13 protein-coding genes are annotated in these 16,941 nt (G+C 59.0%); 11 read left to right on the plus strand and 2 right to left on the minus strand.

Annotated elements, in window-relative coordinates:
- Window positions 1-326: 326 nt before the first annotated feature.
- A complete protein-coding gene (locus VGC33_RS13855) occupies window positions 327-1,982 on the plus strand; it encodes an alpha,alpha-phosphotrehalase (RefSeq protein ID WP_331121352.1) in 1,656 nt (551 codons plus the stop codon).
- A gap of 23 nt (window positions 1,983-2,005) precedes the next feature.
- Here the strand turns inward: VGC33_RS13855 and VGC33_RS13860 are convergent, their stop codons facing one another.
- On the minus strand, window positions 2,006-2,206 hold the full coding sequence (locus VGC33_RS13860) for a hypothetical protein (protein ID WP_331121353.1): 201 nt from the start codon (window positions 2,204-2,206) through the stop codon (window positions 2,006-2,008).
- A gap of 180 nt (window positions 2,207-2,386) precedes the next feature.
- Between VGC33_RS13860 and nrdD the strand changes: the two genes are divergently transcribed.
- The 9 genes from nrdD (at window position 2,387) to VGC33_RS13905 (ending at window position 13,027) form a co-directional block, all read left to right on the plus strand.
- Window positions 2,387-4,525, plus strand: coding sequence for an anaerobic ribonucleoside-triphosphate reductase (gene nrdD, locus VGC33_RS13865; RefSeq protein WP_331121354.1), 2,139 nt, complete (start codon window positions 2,387-2,389; stop codon window positions 4,523-4,525).
- Between the two features lie 5 nt (window positions 4,526-4,530).
- Complete coding sequence (gene nrdG, locus VGC33_RS13870; RefSeq protein WP_331121355.1) at window positions 4,531-4,995, plus strand: anaerobic ribonucleoside-triphosphate reductase-activating protein; 465 nt, start codon at window positions 4,531-4,533, stop codon at window positions 4,993-4,995.
- Between the two features lie 235 nt (window positions 4,996-5,230).
- A complete protein-coding gene (locus VGC33_RS13875; protein WP_331121356.1) occupies window positions 5,231-5,605 on the plus strand; it encodes a type II toxin-antitoxin system RelE/ParE family toxin in 375 nt (124 codons plus the stop codon).
- Window positions 5,592-5,921, plus strand: a complete 330-nt coding sequence (locus VGC33_RS13880; RefSeq protein WP_331121357.1) for a helix-turn-helix domain-containing protein — start codon at window positions 5,592-5,594, stop codon at window positions 5,919-5,921. Before VGC33_RS13875 ends, VGC33_RS13880 begins: the two co-directional genes overlap by 14 nt.
- 246 nt (window positions 5,922-6,167) lie before the next feature.
- Complete coding sequence (locus VGC33_RS13885; RefSeq protein WP_331121358.1) at window positions 6,168-6,593, plus strand: hypothetical protein; 426 nt, start codon at window positions 6,168-6,170, stop codon at window positions 6,591-6,593.
- 76 nt (window positions 6,594-6,669) lie between these two features.
- The gene (locus tag VGC33_RS13890) at window positions 6,670-7,041 is read left to right on the plus strand and encodes a copper-binding protein (RefSeq protein WP_331121359.1); all 372 of its coding nucleotides are present in this window, start codon (window positions 6,670-6,672) and stop codon (window positions 7,039-7,041) included.
- A 51-nt stretch (window positions 7,042-7,092) separates the two neighbouring features.
- Complete coding sequence (locus tag VGC33_RS13895) at window positions 7,093-8,304, plus strand: TolC family protein (protein WP_331121360.1); 1,212 nt, start codon at window positions 7,093-7,095, stop codon at window positions 8,302-8,304.
- Window positions 8,301-9,911 (plus strand): efflux RND transporter periplasmic adaptor subunit, encoded by a 1,611-nt coding sequence (locus VGC33_RS13900; RefSeq protein ID WP_331121361.1) that lies wholly within the window; start codon window positions 8,301-8,303, stop codon window positions 9,909-9,911. Before VGC33_RS13895 ends, VGC33_RS13900 begins: the two co-directional genes overlap by 4 nt.
- Window positions 9,908-13,027, plus strand: coding sequence for an efflux RND transporter permease subunit (locus VGC33_RS13905; protein WP_331121362.1), 3,120 nt, complete (start codon window positions 9,908-9,910; stop codon window positions 13,025-13,027). The genes VGC33_RS13900 and VGC33_RS13905 overlap by 4 nt, the downstream gene beginning before the upstream one ends.
- A 72-nt stretch (window positions 13,028-13,099) precedes the next feature.
- Here VGC33_RS13905 and gltP read toward each other — a convergent pair whose 3' ends face one another.
- Window positions 13,100-14,416 carry a glutamate/aspartate:proton symporter GltP gene (gltP, locus tag VGC33_RS13910; protein ID WP_331121363.1) on the minus strand — a complete coding sequence of 439 codons (1,317 nt, stop codon included), beginning with the start codon at window positions 14,414-14,416 and terminating at the stop codon, window positions 13,100-13,102.
- A gap of 547 nt (window positions 14,417-14,963) precedes the next feature.
- Here gltP and acs point away from each other — a divergent pair.
- A complete protein-coding gene (acs, locus tag VGC33_RS13915) occupies window positions 14,964-16,922 on the plus strand; it encodes an acetate--CoA ligase (protein WP_331121364.1) in 1,959 nt (652 codons plus the stop codon).
- The last annotated feature ends 19 nt before the right edge of the window (window positions 16,923-16,941 follow it).

The raw sequence follows: 16,941 nt of genomic DNA on the forward strand, positions 1-16,941 counted from the left end.
CAGGATTCGGTGCGGGGTCCATATAGGTGAAACACCTCCGGTTAAATACGGGAAACAGGTCATGGCCGGCAAATCCGGCCGCCAGATGACGAAAATGCTGTCCCTGGCGTAGCAACTTCTTTAGGGTGGTAAGCTGAAGGCTATATGATTAACTGCGGACTATACGGTCAAAAACATCAACGCTAAATAAACAACATGCGTTTTGTGCGTTTAAAAACCACAGGGTCCGGCTAAGGATGACACCAGGGAGAACGGCACATCATCGATCATAGCGAAACAGGCGGCGCCCCGGCCGTTGGATACCGGCAGCGTAACGGGTGGTTATCATGACCTCCTCCTGGTGGCGCAGCGGGGTGATATACCAGATTTACCCAAAAAGCTTCCAGGACAGCACCGGCAATGGCTTCGGCGATTTGGCCGGCATTACCCGGCGTCTGGATTATTTGCATACGCTAGGGGTGGACGCGCTGTGGCTGACGCCGATTTTTGTTTCTCCCCAGGTGGATAGCGGCTACGACATCGCCGATTATTATGCCATCGATCCCGCCTACGGCACGATGGCGGACTTCGACGCGCTGGTGGAGGCCGCCCATCGGCGGGGCATGCGCATCGTGATGGATATGGTACTCAATCACAGCTCCACCTCGCATCCCTGGTTTATCGCCTCCCAGGACCCCGCCAGCCCCTATCGCCCGTTTTATTTCTGGCGCGACGGCAAGGGTTCCGGCCCGCCCAATAACTGGGTGTCCAAATTTGGCGGCAGCGCCTGGCATCAGCCGACCCCCGGCGGCCAATATTATTTGCATCTTTATTCCCGCGAACAGGCCGACCTGAACTGGGCGCATCCGCCGCTGCGCGCCGAACTGAAAAATCTCTGCCGGTTCTGGGCCGACCGCGGCGTGGACGGACTGCGCCTGGATGTGATTAATGTGATTGCCAAGCATCCCCGCCTGCCCGACGCGCCAATGGGCGACGGCCGGCCTTATTATACCGATCGTGCCCAGGTAGAAGAGTACCTGCGGGAGATGAACCGGGAGATATTTGCGCCGCTGGGGCTGATGACCGTGGGGGAAATGTCGTCCACTTCTCTGGCTAAATGCCGCCGCTACGCCAACCTTAACGGCGAGCAGCTCTCGATGGCGGCCCATTTCCATCATCTCAAGGTGGATTATCCCAACGGCGAAAAATGGTCGTTGGCGGCCCCGGACTATGTTTTGCTCAAGCAGATTTTCAACCGCTGGCAGCGGGGTATGCATAACCGGGCCTGGAATACGCTGTTTTGGTGTAACCACGATCAGCCGCGCATTGTTTCCCGCTTTGGCGACGAGGGCGAACTGCGGGTCGTATCGGCCAAAATGCTGGCCATGGCGCTGCACGGCATGCAGGGAACGCCGTTTATTTATCAGGGCGAGGAACTGGGCATGACCGACCCCGGTTTTACCGCCATCGATCAATACCGGGACGTGGAAAGCCTGAATATGTACCACGGCGGCGTAGCGCAGGGAAGCGATGCCGGACAGTTGCTCAAAATCCTGTCCGCCCGCTCGCGGGACAACAGCCGCACGCCCATGCAGTGGGATGCCGGTAAGCACGCGGGGTTCACCACCGGCACCCCCTGGATCGACGGCTGCAAAAATGCCGATCTCATCAATGCGCAGGCCGCCTTGGCGGATAGCGATTCGGTATTTTATTGTTATCAGCAGCTTATCGCCCTGCGCAAATCGTTGCCGGTGCTGGCCGCAGGGGATTACCGCGATTTATGCCCCGAACATCCCGCGCTTTGGCATTACCAGCGAACTCTGGGCCGCCAGCGCCTCATGGTACTGGCGAATTTGAGCCGCCAGCCCCAGGCGTGGCAACCGGCCAAGGCGTATACCGGCTCCTGGCGGCGCCTGATGGGCAATTATCCCGACGATATTTCCCCGGTTCCCCGGGCGTTGACGCTGCGCCCCTATGAAGCGGTTTACTGGCTGCGCGGGTAATCGCGGCGGGGCAACCATCGCCATTATGCGGCGGCGCCCGCATACACTACCGGAGAAAAAATTGCCGGTGAAATCGCAATAAATATTTTTTTGCGGCGTTTGCCGGCCGCCCGGAAATTTAATGATTTATTTTCAGTAGCATAAATCAAGCCTTGCCGTTTTTTGCTTAAAAACCACGCTGTACAACACTTCGACCGGGTATGTTTTTTATTGAGCAAGGTCAAGTTTAGTTACATTCTCCTGGCTCATACTCTACATCTAGTGGCATAGTTAATTTTAACAAACTAGATATAGTGGTTGCCTTCTCTACCGGTAGCAACGCACGGTTAACGCCCCAAGCGTGGCGTAGCCTGAAAACCATCGGCGGCGAAAGCAACCCATAACCCGCATACAGGAGTCGCATCGTGAAACCGGTAGTGATCAAACGAGACGGTTGCCAGGTCAATTTTGATGAGCAACGGATTTACCAGGCCATAATGCATGCCGCGCAGGCCGCCGGTGTTCAGGATAACGATTATTGCGCCACCGTCGCCGCACTGGTGGGCCAGCAGATGAATTCCCGCTCCCATGTCGATATCCGCGATATCCAGGACGCGGTGGAAAACCAGCTGATGGCGGGGCCGCATAAAACGCTGGCCCGCCTGTATATCGAGTATCGCCACGATCGCGACGTCGCCCGTGAACAACGCGGCCGCCTGAACCAGGAAATCCGCGGTCTGGTCGAGCAGAGCAATATGGCGCTGCTCAACGAAAACGCCAATAAAGACAGCAAGGTCATCCCCACCCAGCGCGATCTGCTGGCCGGCATCGTCGCCAAGCATTACGCGCGCCAGCATATCCTGCCGCGCGACGTGGTGCTGGCCCATGAACGCGGCGAGATCCATTACCACGACCTGGATTACGCGCCGTTCTTCCCGATGTTCAACTGTATGTTGATCGATCTGGAGGGCATGCTGACCAAAGGCTTTAAAATGGGCAACGCGGAAATCGAGCCACCCCGCTCCATCTCCACCGCCACGGCGGTCACCGCGCAGATTATCGCCCAGGTGGCCAGCCATATCTACGGCGGCACCACCATTAATCGTATCGACGAGATCCTGGCGCCCTACGTGGCCGCCAGCTACGACAAGCATCGCAATACCGCCACGCAGTGGAAAATTCCCGACGCGGAAGGTTATGCCTTGTCGCGCACCGAAAAAGAGTGTTACGACGCTTTCCAATCGCTGGAATATGAAGTGAACACCCTGCACACCGCCAACGGCCAGACGCCGTTCGTGACCTTCGGTTTTGGCCTGGGCACCAGCCGCGAATCGCGCCTGATCCAGCAATCCATCCTGCGCAACCGCATTGCCGGGTTGGGTAAAAACCGCAAAACCGCGGTGTTCCCGAAGCTGGTGTTCGCCATTCGCGACGGCCTGAACCATAAATTCAGCGATCCCAACTACGATATCAAGCAGTTGGCGCTGGAGTGCGCCAGCAAACGCATGTACCCGGATATCCTTAATTATGATCAGGTGGTGAAGGTTACCGGTTCATTTAAGACCCCGATGGGCTGCCGCAGCTTCCTCGGCGTTTACGAGGAGAACGGCAGGCAAATCCACGACGGGCGCAACAATCTGGGCGTTATCAGCCTTAACCTGCCGCGCATCGCCCTGGAGGCCAAGCGTGACGAAGCGCGTTTCTGGCAGCTGCTGGATGAACGTCTGGTGCTGGCGAAAAAAGCGCTGATGACCCGTATTGCCCGTCTTGACGGGGTCAAGGCCCGCGTGGCGCCAATCCTGTATATGGAAGGGGCCTGCGGCGTGCGCTTAAAAGCCGATGACGACGTGGCGGAGATTTTCAAAAACGGCCGGGCTTCCATTTCGCTGGGCTTTATCGGCGTGCATGAAACCATTAACGCCCTGTTCGGCGGCCAAACCCATGTCTATGACGATCGGCAACTGCGCGACAAGGCCGTGGCCATCGTGGCCCATCTGAAGGCGGCGACCGACCGCTGGAAAGACGAGACCGGTTACGGCTTCAGCCTGTACAGCACGCCGAGCGAAAACCTGTGCGACCGCTTCTGTCGTTTGGACGCCGCCGAGTTCGGCATCGTCGAGGGCGTAACCGATAAGGGCTATTATACCAACAGCTTCCACCTGGACGTGGAAAAACAGGTCAATCCTTACGACAAACTGGATTTCGAGGCGCCCTATCCTCCGGTCTCCAACGGCGGGTTCATCTGTTATGGCGAATATCCGAACCTGCAGCATAACCTGAAAGCGCTGGAAGACGTCTGGGACTACAGCTATACCCGGGTGCCTTATTACGGCACCAATACGCCGATCGACGAATGCTATGAGTGTGGTTTTACCGGCGAGTTTTCCTGTACCAGCAAAGGCTTCACCTGCCCGAAATGCGGCAATCACAATCCGGCCAAGGTGTCGGTAACGCGCCGGGTGTGCGGCTATCTGGGCAGCCCGGACGCGCGGCCGTTCAATGCCGGCAAGCAGGAAGAAGTGAAACGGCGGGTGAAACATTTGCCCGACGGCCAGTTGGGCTGACAGGGATGAATTATCATCAGTATTACCCGGTGGATGTGATAAACGGCCCCGGCACGCGCTGTACGCTGTTTGTGTCCGGCTGCGTGCATGAATGCCCGGGCTGTTATAACAAAAGCACCTGGCGGCTTAACTCCGGCGTGCCCTTTACGCCGGCGATGGAAGACCGGATTATCGCCGATTTACAGGACACCCGGATCCACCGCCAGGGGCTGACGCTTTCGGGCGGCGATCCGCTGCATCCGCAGAATCTCGACGCCGTGCTGCAACTGGTGCGGCGCGTGCGCGCGGAGTGTCCGGCCAAGGATATCTGGGTCTGGACCGGTTACCGGCTGGAGGAGTTAACCACGGCCCAGCAGGAAGTGGCCGCGTTGATTAACGTGCTGATCGACGGCAAGTTTATCCAGGAACTGCGCGACCCGGCGCTGATTTGGCGCGGCAGCAGCAACCAGGTGGTGCACCACCTGCGTTAAGATTTGGAATCATGCGCAACAACGTCAATGCAACGCTGCCGGTGAACCCGCGCGGCGTTGCCAAAACCCTTCCAGTTTCATCATCCGGTTCAGTCATTCCCCCCTTGCCCGCTGCTGTTTATGTTAAAACGACCCGGTAACCCCGCCCGACGGCCAAAAGACTGGTCGCGGCAAAGCACAAAAAAGGATGTTGCATTTTATATCAGTTATGTAATAATCACGGACGAGAAACAGGATGGAATTCAGATTCAAAAAACAGCTGGTATGGATGGCCGGCAGCAAAAAAGACCTATCATCCCTGCCTGCAAAGGTCGTTAAATCGGTGGGCTATGCCTTGCATCTGGCTCAAGCGGGTCTAACGCCGCCCGATGCCAAGCCACTGGCGGGTTTTCATGGCGCGGGCGTGCTCGAAATCGTCGAGAATCATAACGGCGATACCTATCGCGCTGTCTACACCGTGAAATTTCTCCATGCAATCTTTGTACTGCACTGTTTTCAAAAAAAATCCCGTACCGGCATAGCAACACCCAAACATGATATCGAGTTGATACGATGCCGCCTCGAGAGAGCCAGGAAAATATATGAGGATATGAAAAATGGCAAACTGTAACGAACAGGATTTTGAACTGGGATCGGGCAATGTCTTTGCCGACCTGAATTTGCCCGATGCCGACAGCATGAAAATAAAAGCGGATATCGCCCTGCAGATTATCATCGCCATCCAGGCGCTCGGATTGAACCAGGCCGACGCCGGCAAACGCATGAACCTGCCCCAGGCCCGGGTTTCAGCACTTTATAACGGCAAATTTTTCAATATGTCGGAACAAAAGCTGATGGATTGCCTGAACCGGTTGGGATTTGATATCGACATCACGGTCAGGCCCAGCCATGGATGCACCGGCCACAGGACTTTTTCCGTCGTATGACCCCTCCGGCACGCCGGCCCGTTTACCGCTAGTCATCTGGTTGACCGGCCGTCTCGCACGGATTGTCGCCTGGCAGGATGCACAGCATTACCGCGCTGGATTTGTCAGTTAGTGCAAATTACCCTTGCCCTTTTTCCCTTATCCAGCATAAATTGATGCGCATCAAGAAGCTGTGGATGCTTTTCGCGTTCACTTAAGCCGACCGGTGCGTTTCCCGCGCCGGGATAGCAGATCAAGGGAATTATCGTGTCCTCCGCTTCAGTAACAGAATTCATGGTCAAGCTACGCTGCCGCAGGCGGCGGGTATTCGCCATGATTCTGCTGGCCTTTTGGCTGTTACTGAACGCCCAGCTGGCGCTGGCCAGCCACCAGTGCTCGATGCCGGTTACCGCGCTGCCGGCGGCCCTTGAACACAGCGAGCACATGCTGCGCGATACTATGCCGATGCCGCAGCAGCGCGCCGCCGCGCCCGGTTTATTATGCGATAAGCACTGCGTGCCGGATTCCGCGCAACAAGATACCCAGCATGCGCCCTTCGTGGTCCTGCCCAGCCAAACCGATCTCCAGGTGGCCGAATGGCGCGATGAACCGCGCCTGCCGGATGTCGCCTGGCTTACCCCGCCCATTGTAGGGCCGCCGGCGGAGATTCAGTTCTGCCGGTACCGGTTATAGATCCTGACATAACGCCAACGGTTGCCGTCGCCTGAAAGCGACGGTAGTGGATGACTTATGTTCAGGAATCAATTCAATGCGCACATTCTTTATTGTTGTTCTCTCCGCTATTACTGTTTTTGCCCTGCCCGCGCTTGCCGATGATATGGCCGGCATGGGCGATATGGCCGGTATGCATCCAGATCACGGCATGATGGCCGCGTCAAACGTTAACGCCTCCCCCGCAGACTACCATTCAAACGGCATTATCAAGCGCTGGGATAACCAGCATGTGGCTATCGCCCATCAGGCCATCCCGGCATTGAAATGGCCGCCGATGACCATGACCTTCGCCGTGCCGGCCGAGCTGGACGCGGCAAAGCTTGCGGTCGGCGCCAGGGTGGACTTCAGCTTCCGCCAGGACGCCCAGGGCTATACGCTCACCGCCATTCATTCTCTCCAGCAGTAAGCGAGGATCTTTATGTTGCTACCATGCTCCTCCCGGACGTGGCTGGTCCTTATGCTGTTCGTTTCCGCCGCGGCTCCCGCGGCGCAAATGAGCCTGGATGAGACGCTGGCCCGGGCCGAACGATATTCCGCGGATCTTTCGGCTAATCTCCATCAACGGCAAGCGCTGGAAAATATGGCCGATTCAGCCCTGCAACTACCCGACCCCAAGCTGAAATTCGGCATCGATAACCTGCCGGTGGGCGGCGGCAATGCCCGGCGTTTTACCCGTGAAGACATGACCATGCAGCGCATCGGCATCATGCAGGATTATGTCAGCGGCGCCAAACGCGAGCGCAAAGCGGACGCGATCAGGGCCGAAGCGGCCTCCACCGCCGCCGGTTATCAAAATCTGCGCGCACGGCTACAGCGGGATACCGCCCAGGCCTGGCTGGATCTGGCCCTGTCGCAGCAGGCGGTGGAGGCGGCGAGCCATCTGCTGACGGAAAGCCAGCGGCAGATAGCCGTGCAGCGGGCGGCGGTAGCCGGCGGCGGCAGCGCCGCCGCGGTGCTGGACGGCCGCCTGGTGGTGATCGATATGCGCGATGCGCTTAGCGATGCGCAACGGGATGTGGCGATGGCGCAGGCGCGCCTGCTGCAGCTGACCGGCGTCGAGGGCATCCAGACCGGCGGTTCCCTGCCGCGGATCGACCGTTTGCCGGCCGACCCGGAGGTGTTGGCCCAGGGCGTGAACCAGCACCCCGAAATCATGCAGGCGCGGCGCGAGGCGGAAGTCTCTCAGGCCCGTTCCGCCCAGTCGGCGGTGGCGGCTATTCCGGATGTCGGCGTGGAAGTCTATTACGGCAAGCGCGACAGCGGCCGCGACGATATGGCCGGTATTATGTTTACCGTCGATCTGCCGTTGTTCCAGTCTCAGCGTCAGGATAAGGATCATGCCGCCGACCAGTCGCGTACCTTCGAGGCCAACGATCGCCTGGCGCAGACCATTCGGGATCATACCGCGCAGCTGAATATCCTGGTGGCGCAGTACCAGGCCGCCCAGGCACGCTGGCTGCGGCAGCGGGACGAAGTGCTGCCGCTGCAGAAACAGCGATTGCAATTGATACAGGCGCAGTATCGCGCCGGCAGCGCCACGCTCGCCGAACTGCTGGGCGCGCGCAGCGCGCTGCTGGCCAGCGAGCAGAATGAAAACCGCGCGGCCAGGGAACTGGCGCAAAGCTGGGCCGCCATTCGTTATCTTATTCCGCAGGAGAACAGGTCATGAACCGTATCACCACCGGACGTATCCTCGCCGTCGTCCTGGCCCTGGCCGCGCTGTGCGCCGCCTTCGCCGCCGGTTATTTCCTGCGCCGCCCGCCGGAGGCGGCAACCGCGCCGGCCCAGGCCAATCCCGCGCCGGCGGCGGACAGCGGCCGCCGGGTTCTGTATTGGTACGATCCGATGTCGCCGGCGCAGCGCTTTGACAAACCCGGGAAATCACCTTTTATGGATATGCCGCTGACGCCGCGTTACGCCGACGAGACGCAGCAGGACGGCGGCGTGACCGTCAGCGCCCGCCAGCAGCAAAACCTGGGCGTGCGTTTGGGTACGGTGGAGCCGCGGGTGGTGCAGCCGCGCTTCGATGCGTTCGGTACCGTCAGTATCGACGATCGGGGTATTCAGGTCATACCGGCGCGCGCCAACGGACTGGTGGAAAAACTCTATGTGCGCGCCGAACAACAGTTGGTGAAAAAGAACCAGCCGCTGGCACGGCTGTGGATCCCGGAATGGAGCGCCGCCCAGCAGGAGTATCTGGCGGTGCGGCATCTGGGCGATGCGTCGCTCACCGCGGCGGCGCGCCAGCGTCTGCAACTGTTGTTTATACCGGAGGATATTATCCGCGCGATTGAAAAAACCGGCCGGCCGCAGACCCGTATCGACGTGCGGGCGCCGGAGCAGGGATTTATCAGCCGCCTGGACGTGCGCGAAGGCAGCCAGGTCGCCACGTCCCAGGCGATGTTTGAGCTTAGCTCGCTCGATCCGGTCTGGGTGGTGGTGGATTATCCTGAATCCCAGGCCGGGGCTCTCCAGCCCGGCAGCGACGTCCAGGCCACGACCTCACGCTGGCCGGGAGACATGTTCCACGGCCGGATTGCGGAAATGCTGCCGGTGGTGGATAACGCCACCCGCACCTACCGGGCGCGCATCGCGCTGGAAAACCATGACGGCAGGCTACAGCCCGGCATGTATCTTAACGTACGCCTGGCGCAGGCGGCGCAGGGAGAAACCGTATTAACCATGCCGCAGGACGCGCTGATCCAGACCGGCAGCCGCAATACCGTGCTGCTGGCCAAGGGCGATGGGCATTTCACCCCGGTCAGCGTTACCGCCGGGCGGGAGTTCGGCGATTGGGTGGAAGTGCGAAAAGGGCTGGCCGCCGGCGACCGGGTGGTCACCTCGGGACAGTTTCTGATTGACTCCGAAGCCAGCCTGCGCAGCGCCCTGCCGCAGATGACGGACGAGACGGACGCCTCATCGCCGACGGCACAGGACGCCGGGGTGGCATCGCCAGCCGCGGCAACGGATGACCCATCCATGGGCGGCATGGAGGGCATGGACCGGTCGGCTCCAGCCGGCGCGGCGCATCCGTCCGCCGCCGCGCAGGAATACGCCACCGAAGGCGTTATCGATGCGGTAAACGGCGAAATGGCGACGTTATCGCACCATGCGGTACCCGGCCTGAACTGGCCGCCGATGACCATGGATTTTATCCTGCCCGCGGGAGGGATGCCCAAGGGCATCGCCGTCGGCAGCCGCGTCGCATTCCACTTTACGCTTGACGACGGCGGCGCGCGCATCACCCAAATGCTGCCGCTGGAGGGCGCCAAATGATTGCCTTTATTATTCGCTGGTCGCTGCGCAACCGGCTGCTGGTACTGCTGGCCGCCGGCCTGCTTACCGCCTGGGGCATCTGGTCCCTGCAGCGTATGCCGGTGGACGCGCTGCCGGATCTGTCCGACGTGCAGGTGATTATCCGCGTCAGTTATCCCGGCAAGGCGCCGCAGGTGGTGGAGGATCAGGTGACCTATCCGCTGACCACCACCATGCTGTCGGTGCCGGGGGCCACCACCGTGCGCGGATTTTCGATGTTTGGCGACGCCTATGTCTATATCCTGTTCGCGGACGGCACCGATCCCTACTGGGCGCGATCTAGGGTGCTTGAGTATCTCAGCCAGGTGCAGTCTACGCTGCCGGCGGAGGCCAAGGCCAGCCTGGGGCCGGACGCCACCGGCGTCGGCTGGGTATACGAATACGCGCTGGTGGACAAAACCGGCCGCCACAGCCTGGCCGATCTGCGCGCCATCCAGGATTGGGTGCTGAAATTCGAGCTGAAAACCGTGCCGAACGTGTCGGAGGTGGCAAGCGTCGGCGGCATGGTGCGCCAATACCAAATCCTGCTGAAACCGGACCGGCTGCGGGCGCTGAACCTGTCCCACCAGCAGGTTATCGACGCGGTTAAGCAAGCCAACCAGGAAGGCGGCGGTTCGGTACTGGAAATGAGCGAAGCCGAGTACATGGTACGCGCCGCCGGCTACCTTAAAACCCCGGGGGATTTTGACCATATCGTCATTACCTCGCGCGGCGGCGTCCCGGTGCTGCTGTCCGATGTGGCCGACATCCGCCTGGGACCTGAAATGCGGCGCGGCGTGGCCGAGCTGAACGGCGAAGGAGAAGTGGCCGGCGGCATCGTTATCATGCGCTACGGTAAAAACGCGCTGGAAACCATAAACGCCGTAAAACAAAAACTGAACGAGGTGCGGCGCAGCTTGCCGCCGGGCGTGCAAATCGTGCCGGTCTATGACCGCTCCAGCCTTATCAAGCAGGCCATTGAAACCCTGTCCCATAAGCTACTGGAAGAGTTTATCGTCGTGGCGCTGGTGTGCAGCCTGTTCCTGTTTCACTTCCGCTCGGCGCTGGTGGCGATCATTACCCTGCCGTTGGGCATCCTCGGCGCCTTTATCGTCATGCATTACCAGGGAGTTAACGCCAATATCATGTCGCTCGGCGGCATCGCCATCGCCATAGGCGCCATGGTGGATGCGGCGATAGTCATGATTGAGAATATGCACAAGGTGCTGGAAAAATGGCGTCATGAGCATCCCGGCCAGACCCCGGCGGGCGAGGACTACTGGGAAATCTCGGCCCGCGCCTCCACCGAGGTGGGACCGGCGCTGTTTTGCAGCCTGCTTATCATCACCCTGTCGTTTATTCCGGTGTTTTCGCTCGAGGCGCAGGAGGGCAAGATGTTCGGCCCGCTGGCGTTTACCAAAACCTATGCCATGGCGATCTCGGCGGGGTTGGGCATTACCCTGGTACCGGTGTTGATGGGCTATTTTATCCGGGGGCGTATTCCGGATGAACACGCCAACCCGCTTAACCGCGGGCTAATCCGCATGTACCAGCCGCTGCTGGACAAGGTGCTGCAATGGCCGAAAACCACGCTGGCCCTGTCGCTGGCGCTGCTGGTGGTCACCCTGCTGCCGCTCAGCCGCCTGGGTACCGAGTTTATGCCGGCCCTGGACGAGGGAGATTTATTATATATGCCCTCCACCCTGCCCGGCATATCGGCGCGGGAAGCCGCCCGGCTGCTGCAGCAAACCGACCGGCTGATTAAAACCGTACCGGAAGTGGCCACGGTCTTCGGCAAGGCGGGACGGGCCGAAACCGCCACCGACCCGGCGACGCTGACGATGCTGGAAACCACCATCCATTTCAAGCCCAAAGATCAGTGGCGTCCAGGCATGACCACTGAAAAGCTGGTGCAGGAACTGGACCGGACGGTCTCGCTGCCGGGGGTGGCCAATATCTGGGTGCCCCCCATCCGCAACCGGCTGGATATGCTGGCAACCGGGATTAAGAGCCCGGTGGGGATCAAAGTGAACGGCAATAATATCGAGCAGGTCGAGGCGGTGGCCCAGCAGATCGAGCGGGTGGTGAAAAACGTCCCCGGCGTCACCTCGGCGCTGGCGGAACGGCTGAACGGCGGTCGCTATATCGATATCAATATCGATCGGGTGCGGGCCGCCCGCTACGGCGTATCGGTGGCCGAGCTGCAGTCCATCGTGGCGGCGGTCATCGGCGGTGATAATATCGGCGAAACCATAGAAGGCCGCGAACGTTTCCCTATCAACGTGCGCTATCCGCGCGAGCTGCGCGATTCGGTGCAAAAACTACGCGACCTGCCGGTAGTGACCGCCGGCGGGGCGCAGGTCAGCCTGTCCGACCTGGCGGATATCCGCGTCAGCGAAGGCCCGCCGATGCTGAAAAGCGAAAACGCCCGCCTTTCGGACTGGATCTACGTCGATTTACGCGGCCGCGATCTTAAATCCGCCGTGCAGGAAATGCAGCGCACGGTGGCGCGGCAGGTGCAACTGCCGGAGGGCGTATCCTTAAGCTGGTCGGGACAGTTTGAATACCTGGAACGCGCCAGCGCCAAGCTGAAAATCGTACTGCCCTTTACGCTTGCGATAATTTTTGTCCTGCTCTATGTCACCTTCGGCCGGGTCAGGGACGCGCTGCTGATTATGGGCACGCTGCCCTTCGCCCTGATAGGCGGCGTCTGGCTGCTCTACCTGCTGCATTATAATCTCTCGGTGGCGGCGGCGGTGGGATTCATCGCCCTGGCGGGGGTGGCGGCGGAGTTCGGGGTGATCATGGTGCTCTACCTTAACCATGCCATGGAAAACCACCGCACCGGCAACGAACCGCTCAGCGAAGCGCAACTGCTGGCGGCCATCCGCGAAGGCGCGGTGCTGCGCGTACGGCCCAAGGTGATGACGGTGGCCACCATCATGGCCGGCCTGCTGCCCATCATGTGGGGCGGCGGCGTCGGGTCCGAAGTGATGCAACGCATCGCCGCGCCGATGATCGGCGGCATGGTCAGCGCGCCGCTGCTGTCGATGCTGGTGATACCGGCGCTGTATCGCCTATTGCACCGCAAAGGTTAACGCGCCAACGGCATGCCAGGCCCGCTAACGCTGAACGCAATGCGGACGTGTTCACGGGAGAGCATGCCATCTTCAGAATGGCGTCGCGGTTGACGCCTTCAGCGCCAGCATCTGCTTTTCATACGCCAGGGCTTTATCGCCATCGAACTGGTTTTCCCACTTGGCAATCACCAGCACCGCCAGCGCGTTGCCCACCACATTCAGGGCGGTACGGGCCATATCCAAAATCCGATCGACGCCGGCGATAAACGCCAGCCCTTCCAACGGAATGCCCACGCTGCCAAGCGTCGCCAGCAAAACCACGAATGATACCCCCGGCACGCCGGCAATCCCCTTCGAGGTCACCATAAGCGTCAGCACCAATACGATCTCCTGGCCGATCGACAGCTCGATGCCATACAGCTGGGCGATAAAAATAGCCGCAATACTCTGGTACAGCGTGGAACCGTCCAGGTTAAAGGAATAACCGGTCGGCACCACAAAGCTGGTGATAGCCGCGGGCGCGCCATAGGCCTCCATCTTCTCGATAATGCGCGGCAGCACGCTTTCCGAACTGGCGGTGGAATAGGCCAGGATCAGCTCTTCCTTAAGGATGCGGATAAGCGTCCAGATACGCAAATGGCACAACCGCGCCACCAGCCCCAACACCACCAGGGCGAAAAACAGGATCGCCGCATACACCAACAGTACCAGCTTGGCCAACGGCAGCAGCGAGGCGAAACCAAAATTGGCCACGGTCACCGCAATCAGCGCGAATACCCCCACCGGCGCATAACGCATGATCATATGGGTCACTTTAAACATGGTCTCGGCCACGGCCTTAAACACGTTAAGCAGCGGCGTTTTGGTCTCGGAGGGCAACGCCGCCAGGCCTAAACCGAATAACACCGAGAAGAAAATGATCGGCAGCATATCGCCACGCGCCATGGCGGCGAAAATATTTTGCGGTATCAGCGAAAGGAGAGTGCCCACCAGACTATGGTTGCCGCTTTGCACCTGTTCCGTGGTTTTTTCATATTGGGAAATATCCGCCACCGCAAGCGTAGACATATCAATCCCATGCCCAGGCTGGAACACATTGGCAAGCGTAATACCCAACACTATGGCCAGGGTAGTGATAATTTCGAAATAAACGATAGTCTTCAGACCCAGGCGACCGAGCTTTTTAGCGTCGCCGACGCCCGCGATGCCCACCACCAACGTGGATATGACAATGGGCACCACGATCATCTTGATAAGACGGATGAAAATCTCGCCCGCCGGCGCAAGGATATTACCGATGAACCATATCCTGGCCTCTACCTGATCATGCAGCATCGCTCCGACGCCGATGCCCAGGATAAGCGCCAAAAGAATTTGCCAGGCAAGCGTAATTTTTAACTTTTTCATAACATTTACAATTTCCCGAAGTGATTCCGTCGTGGCCAATAGCGGCCCAAGTACGTCGTCGCGCGTCCTTTTTTGCCCCTTGTCGTGGGGCGCGGCCGAGCCTGTTTACAGGCTGCATAAAAAAAAGGACGTCACTCTGTACCATCTTGAAAACACTTAATGCAAGCCCTGATTTATACCAGCTTGGACGCGATTTAACTTGTTGCGTGGTAAATAGGAATGAAATAACAAATAATTTATTGTTTTATATTGATAAATTTAATTTTTCCACGCAATTTTCCCCAGTTAACCCTTCGGTTTTCAGCCAGTATTTATTTATTTTCCCCCTTTTATCTACGGCGAAAAAGCGAGCAAAAAACCAGCTTATGTATGATAAATAAAATCCCCATACAGCCACAAAAAGTGTAACTCCCGGCAGATTTATGCACGCTTTCGCAAAACCTCATTATTGATGCGTGATCTAACGCGCAAAAAAGAAACAAAGGTTTCACGGCAGGTTTAATTAACCACCGCTTGACATATTATTAACAAATACAAGGAGGAAACCATGAGCCATCCCCATACGTACCCTATTTCCGACGCGATTGCGCAACGCGCCTTATTATCCCGGGAGCAATATCGGCAGCTTTATCAACAGTCTGTCACCGATCCCGACGCCTTCTGGGGCGAACAGGGAAAGATTATTGATTGGATCACGCCTTACCAAAAGGTGAAAAACACCTCTTTCGACCCCGGCCACGTGCGAATTCGCTGGTTTGAGGACGGAACTCTCAATGTATCCGCCAACTGCCTGGACCGGCACCTGGCGGAACGCGGCGATCAGACCGCCATTATCTGGGAGGGGGACGACGCACGGGAAAGCCAGACCCTGACCTACCGGCAACTGCATCTGGCGGTGTGCCGTTTCGCCAACGTGCTTAAACAGCAGGGCGTCGCCAAAGGCGATGTCGTGGCGATTTATATGCCCATGGTGCCTGAAGCGGCGGTGGCCATGCTGGCCTGCGCCCGCATCGGCGCAATCCATTCGGTGATTTTCGGCGGATTCTCCCCCGAGGCGATTGCCGGACGCATTGTCGATTCCAGCGCCAAACTGGTTATCACCGCCGACGAAGGCATCCGTGCCGGACGAAAGATCCCGTTGAAAAAGAATATCGACGACGCGCTGAATAATCCGGCGGTAAAAACCATCGAGCGGGTGATTGTGTTCAAGCGCACCGGTAAAGAAATCGACTGGACCGACGGGCGCGATCTCTGGTGGCATGAAGCGGTGGCGCAAGCCGCGGACGACTGCCCGCCGACGGCAATGAACGCCGAGGATCCGCTGTTTATCCTTTACACCTCCGGGTCGACCGGTAAACCCAAAGGCGTACTGCATACCAGCGGCGGCTACCTGGTCTATGCCGCCCTGACCTTTAAATATGTCTTTGATTATCATCCCGGCGATATTTACTGGTGTACCGCCGACGTCGGCTGGGTCACCGGCCACAGCTATCTGCTCTACGGCCCGCTGGCCTGCGGCGCCGTTACCCTGATGTTCGAAGGGGTGCCGAACTGGCCCGACGCCCGGCGCATGGCGCAGGTGGTGGATAAGCATCAAGTCAATATTCTCTACACCGCGCCGACCGCCATCCGCGCGCTGATGGCCGAGGGCGACAAGGCTATCGAGGGCACCAGCCGCGCATCGCTGCGCATTATGGGTTCGGTGGGAGAACCCATCAATCCGGAAGCCTGGGAGTGGTATTACCATAAAATCGGCAGTGCCAAATGTCCGATCATGGATACCTGGTGGCAGACCGAAACCGGCGGTTTCATGATAACCCCCTTGCCGGGGGCCGTGGCGTTAAAACCCGGATCCGCCACTCTGCCGTTTTTTGGCGTCCAGCCTGCGCTGGTGGATAACGGCGGCGCGCTCCAGGAAGGCGCCGGCGAGGGTAACCTGGTGATTACCGATTCATGGCCGGGACAGGCACGTACCCTGTACGGCGATCACGACAGGTTCGAGCAAACCTATTTTTCCACCTTCAAAGGCATGTATTTCAGCGGCGACGGCGCCAGGCGCGATGAGGACGGTTATTTCTGGATAACCGGCCGGGTGGACGATGTGCTGAACGTTTCCGGCCACCGCCTCGGCACCGCGGAAATCGAGTCGGCGCTGGTATCGCACCCGAAAATCGCCGAGGCGGCGGTGGTGGGCATCCCGCACGCAATCAAAGGACAGGCTATCTATGCCTATATCACCCTTAACCACGGCGAGATGCCCACCGCCGACCTCTACAACGAGGTGCGCAGTTGGGTGCGCAAGGAAATAGGCTCCATCGCCACCCCGGATATTCTGCACTGGACCGACTCATTACCTAAAACCCGCTCCGGCAAGATTATGCGGCGCATTCTGCGCAAGATTGCCGCAGGCGACACCAGTAATCTTGGCGACACCTCGACGCTTGCCGATCCCGGCGTCGTTGAAAAGCTGTTGGAAGAAAAACACTCAATGGATATGCCTTCATAAAAAAAACCACGCCGTCCGC

It is taken from the genome of Acerihabitans sp., from assembly GCF_036398755.1.
Taxonomy (GTDB): Bacteria; Pseudomonadota; Gammaproteobacteria; order Enterobacterales; family Enterobacteriaceae; genus Acerihabitans.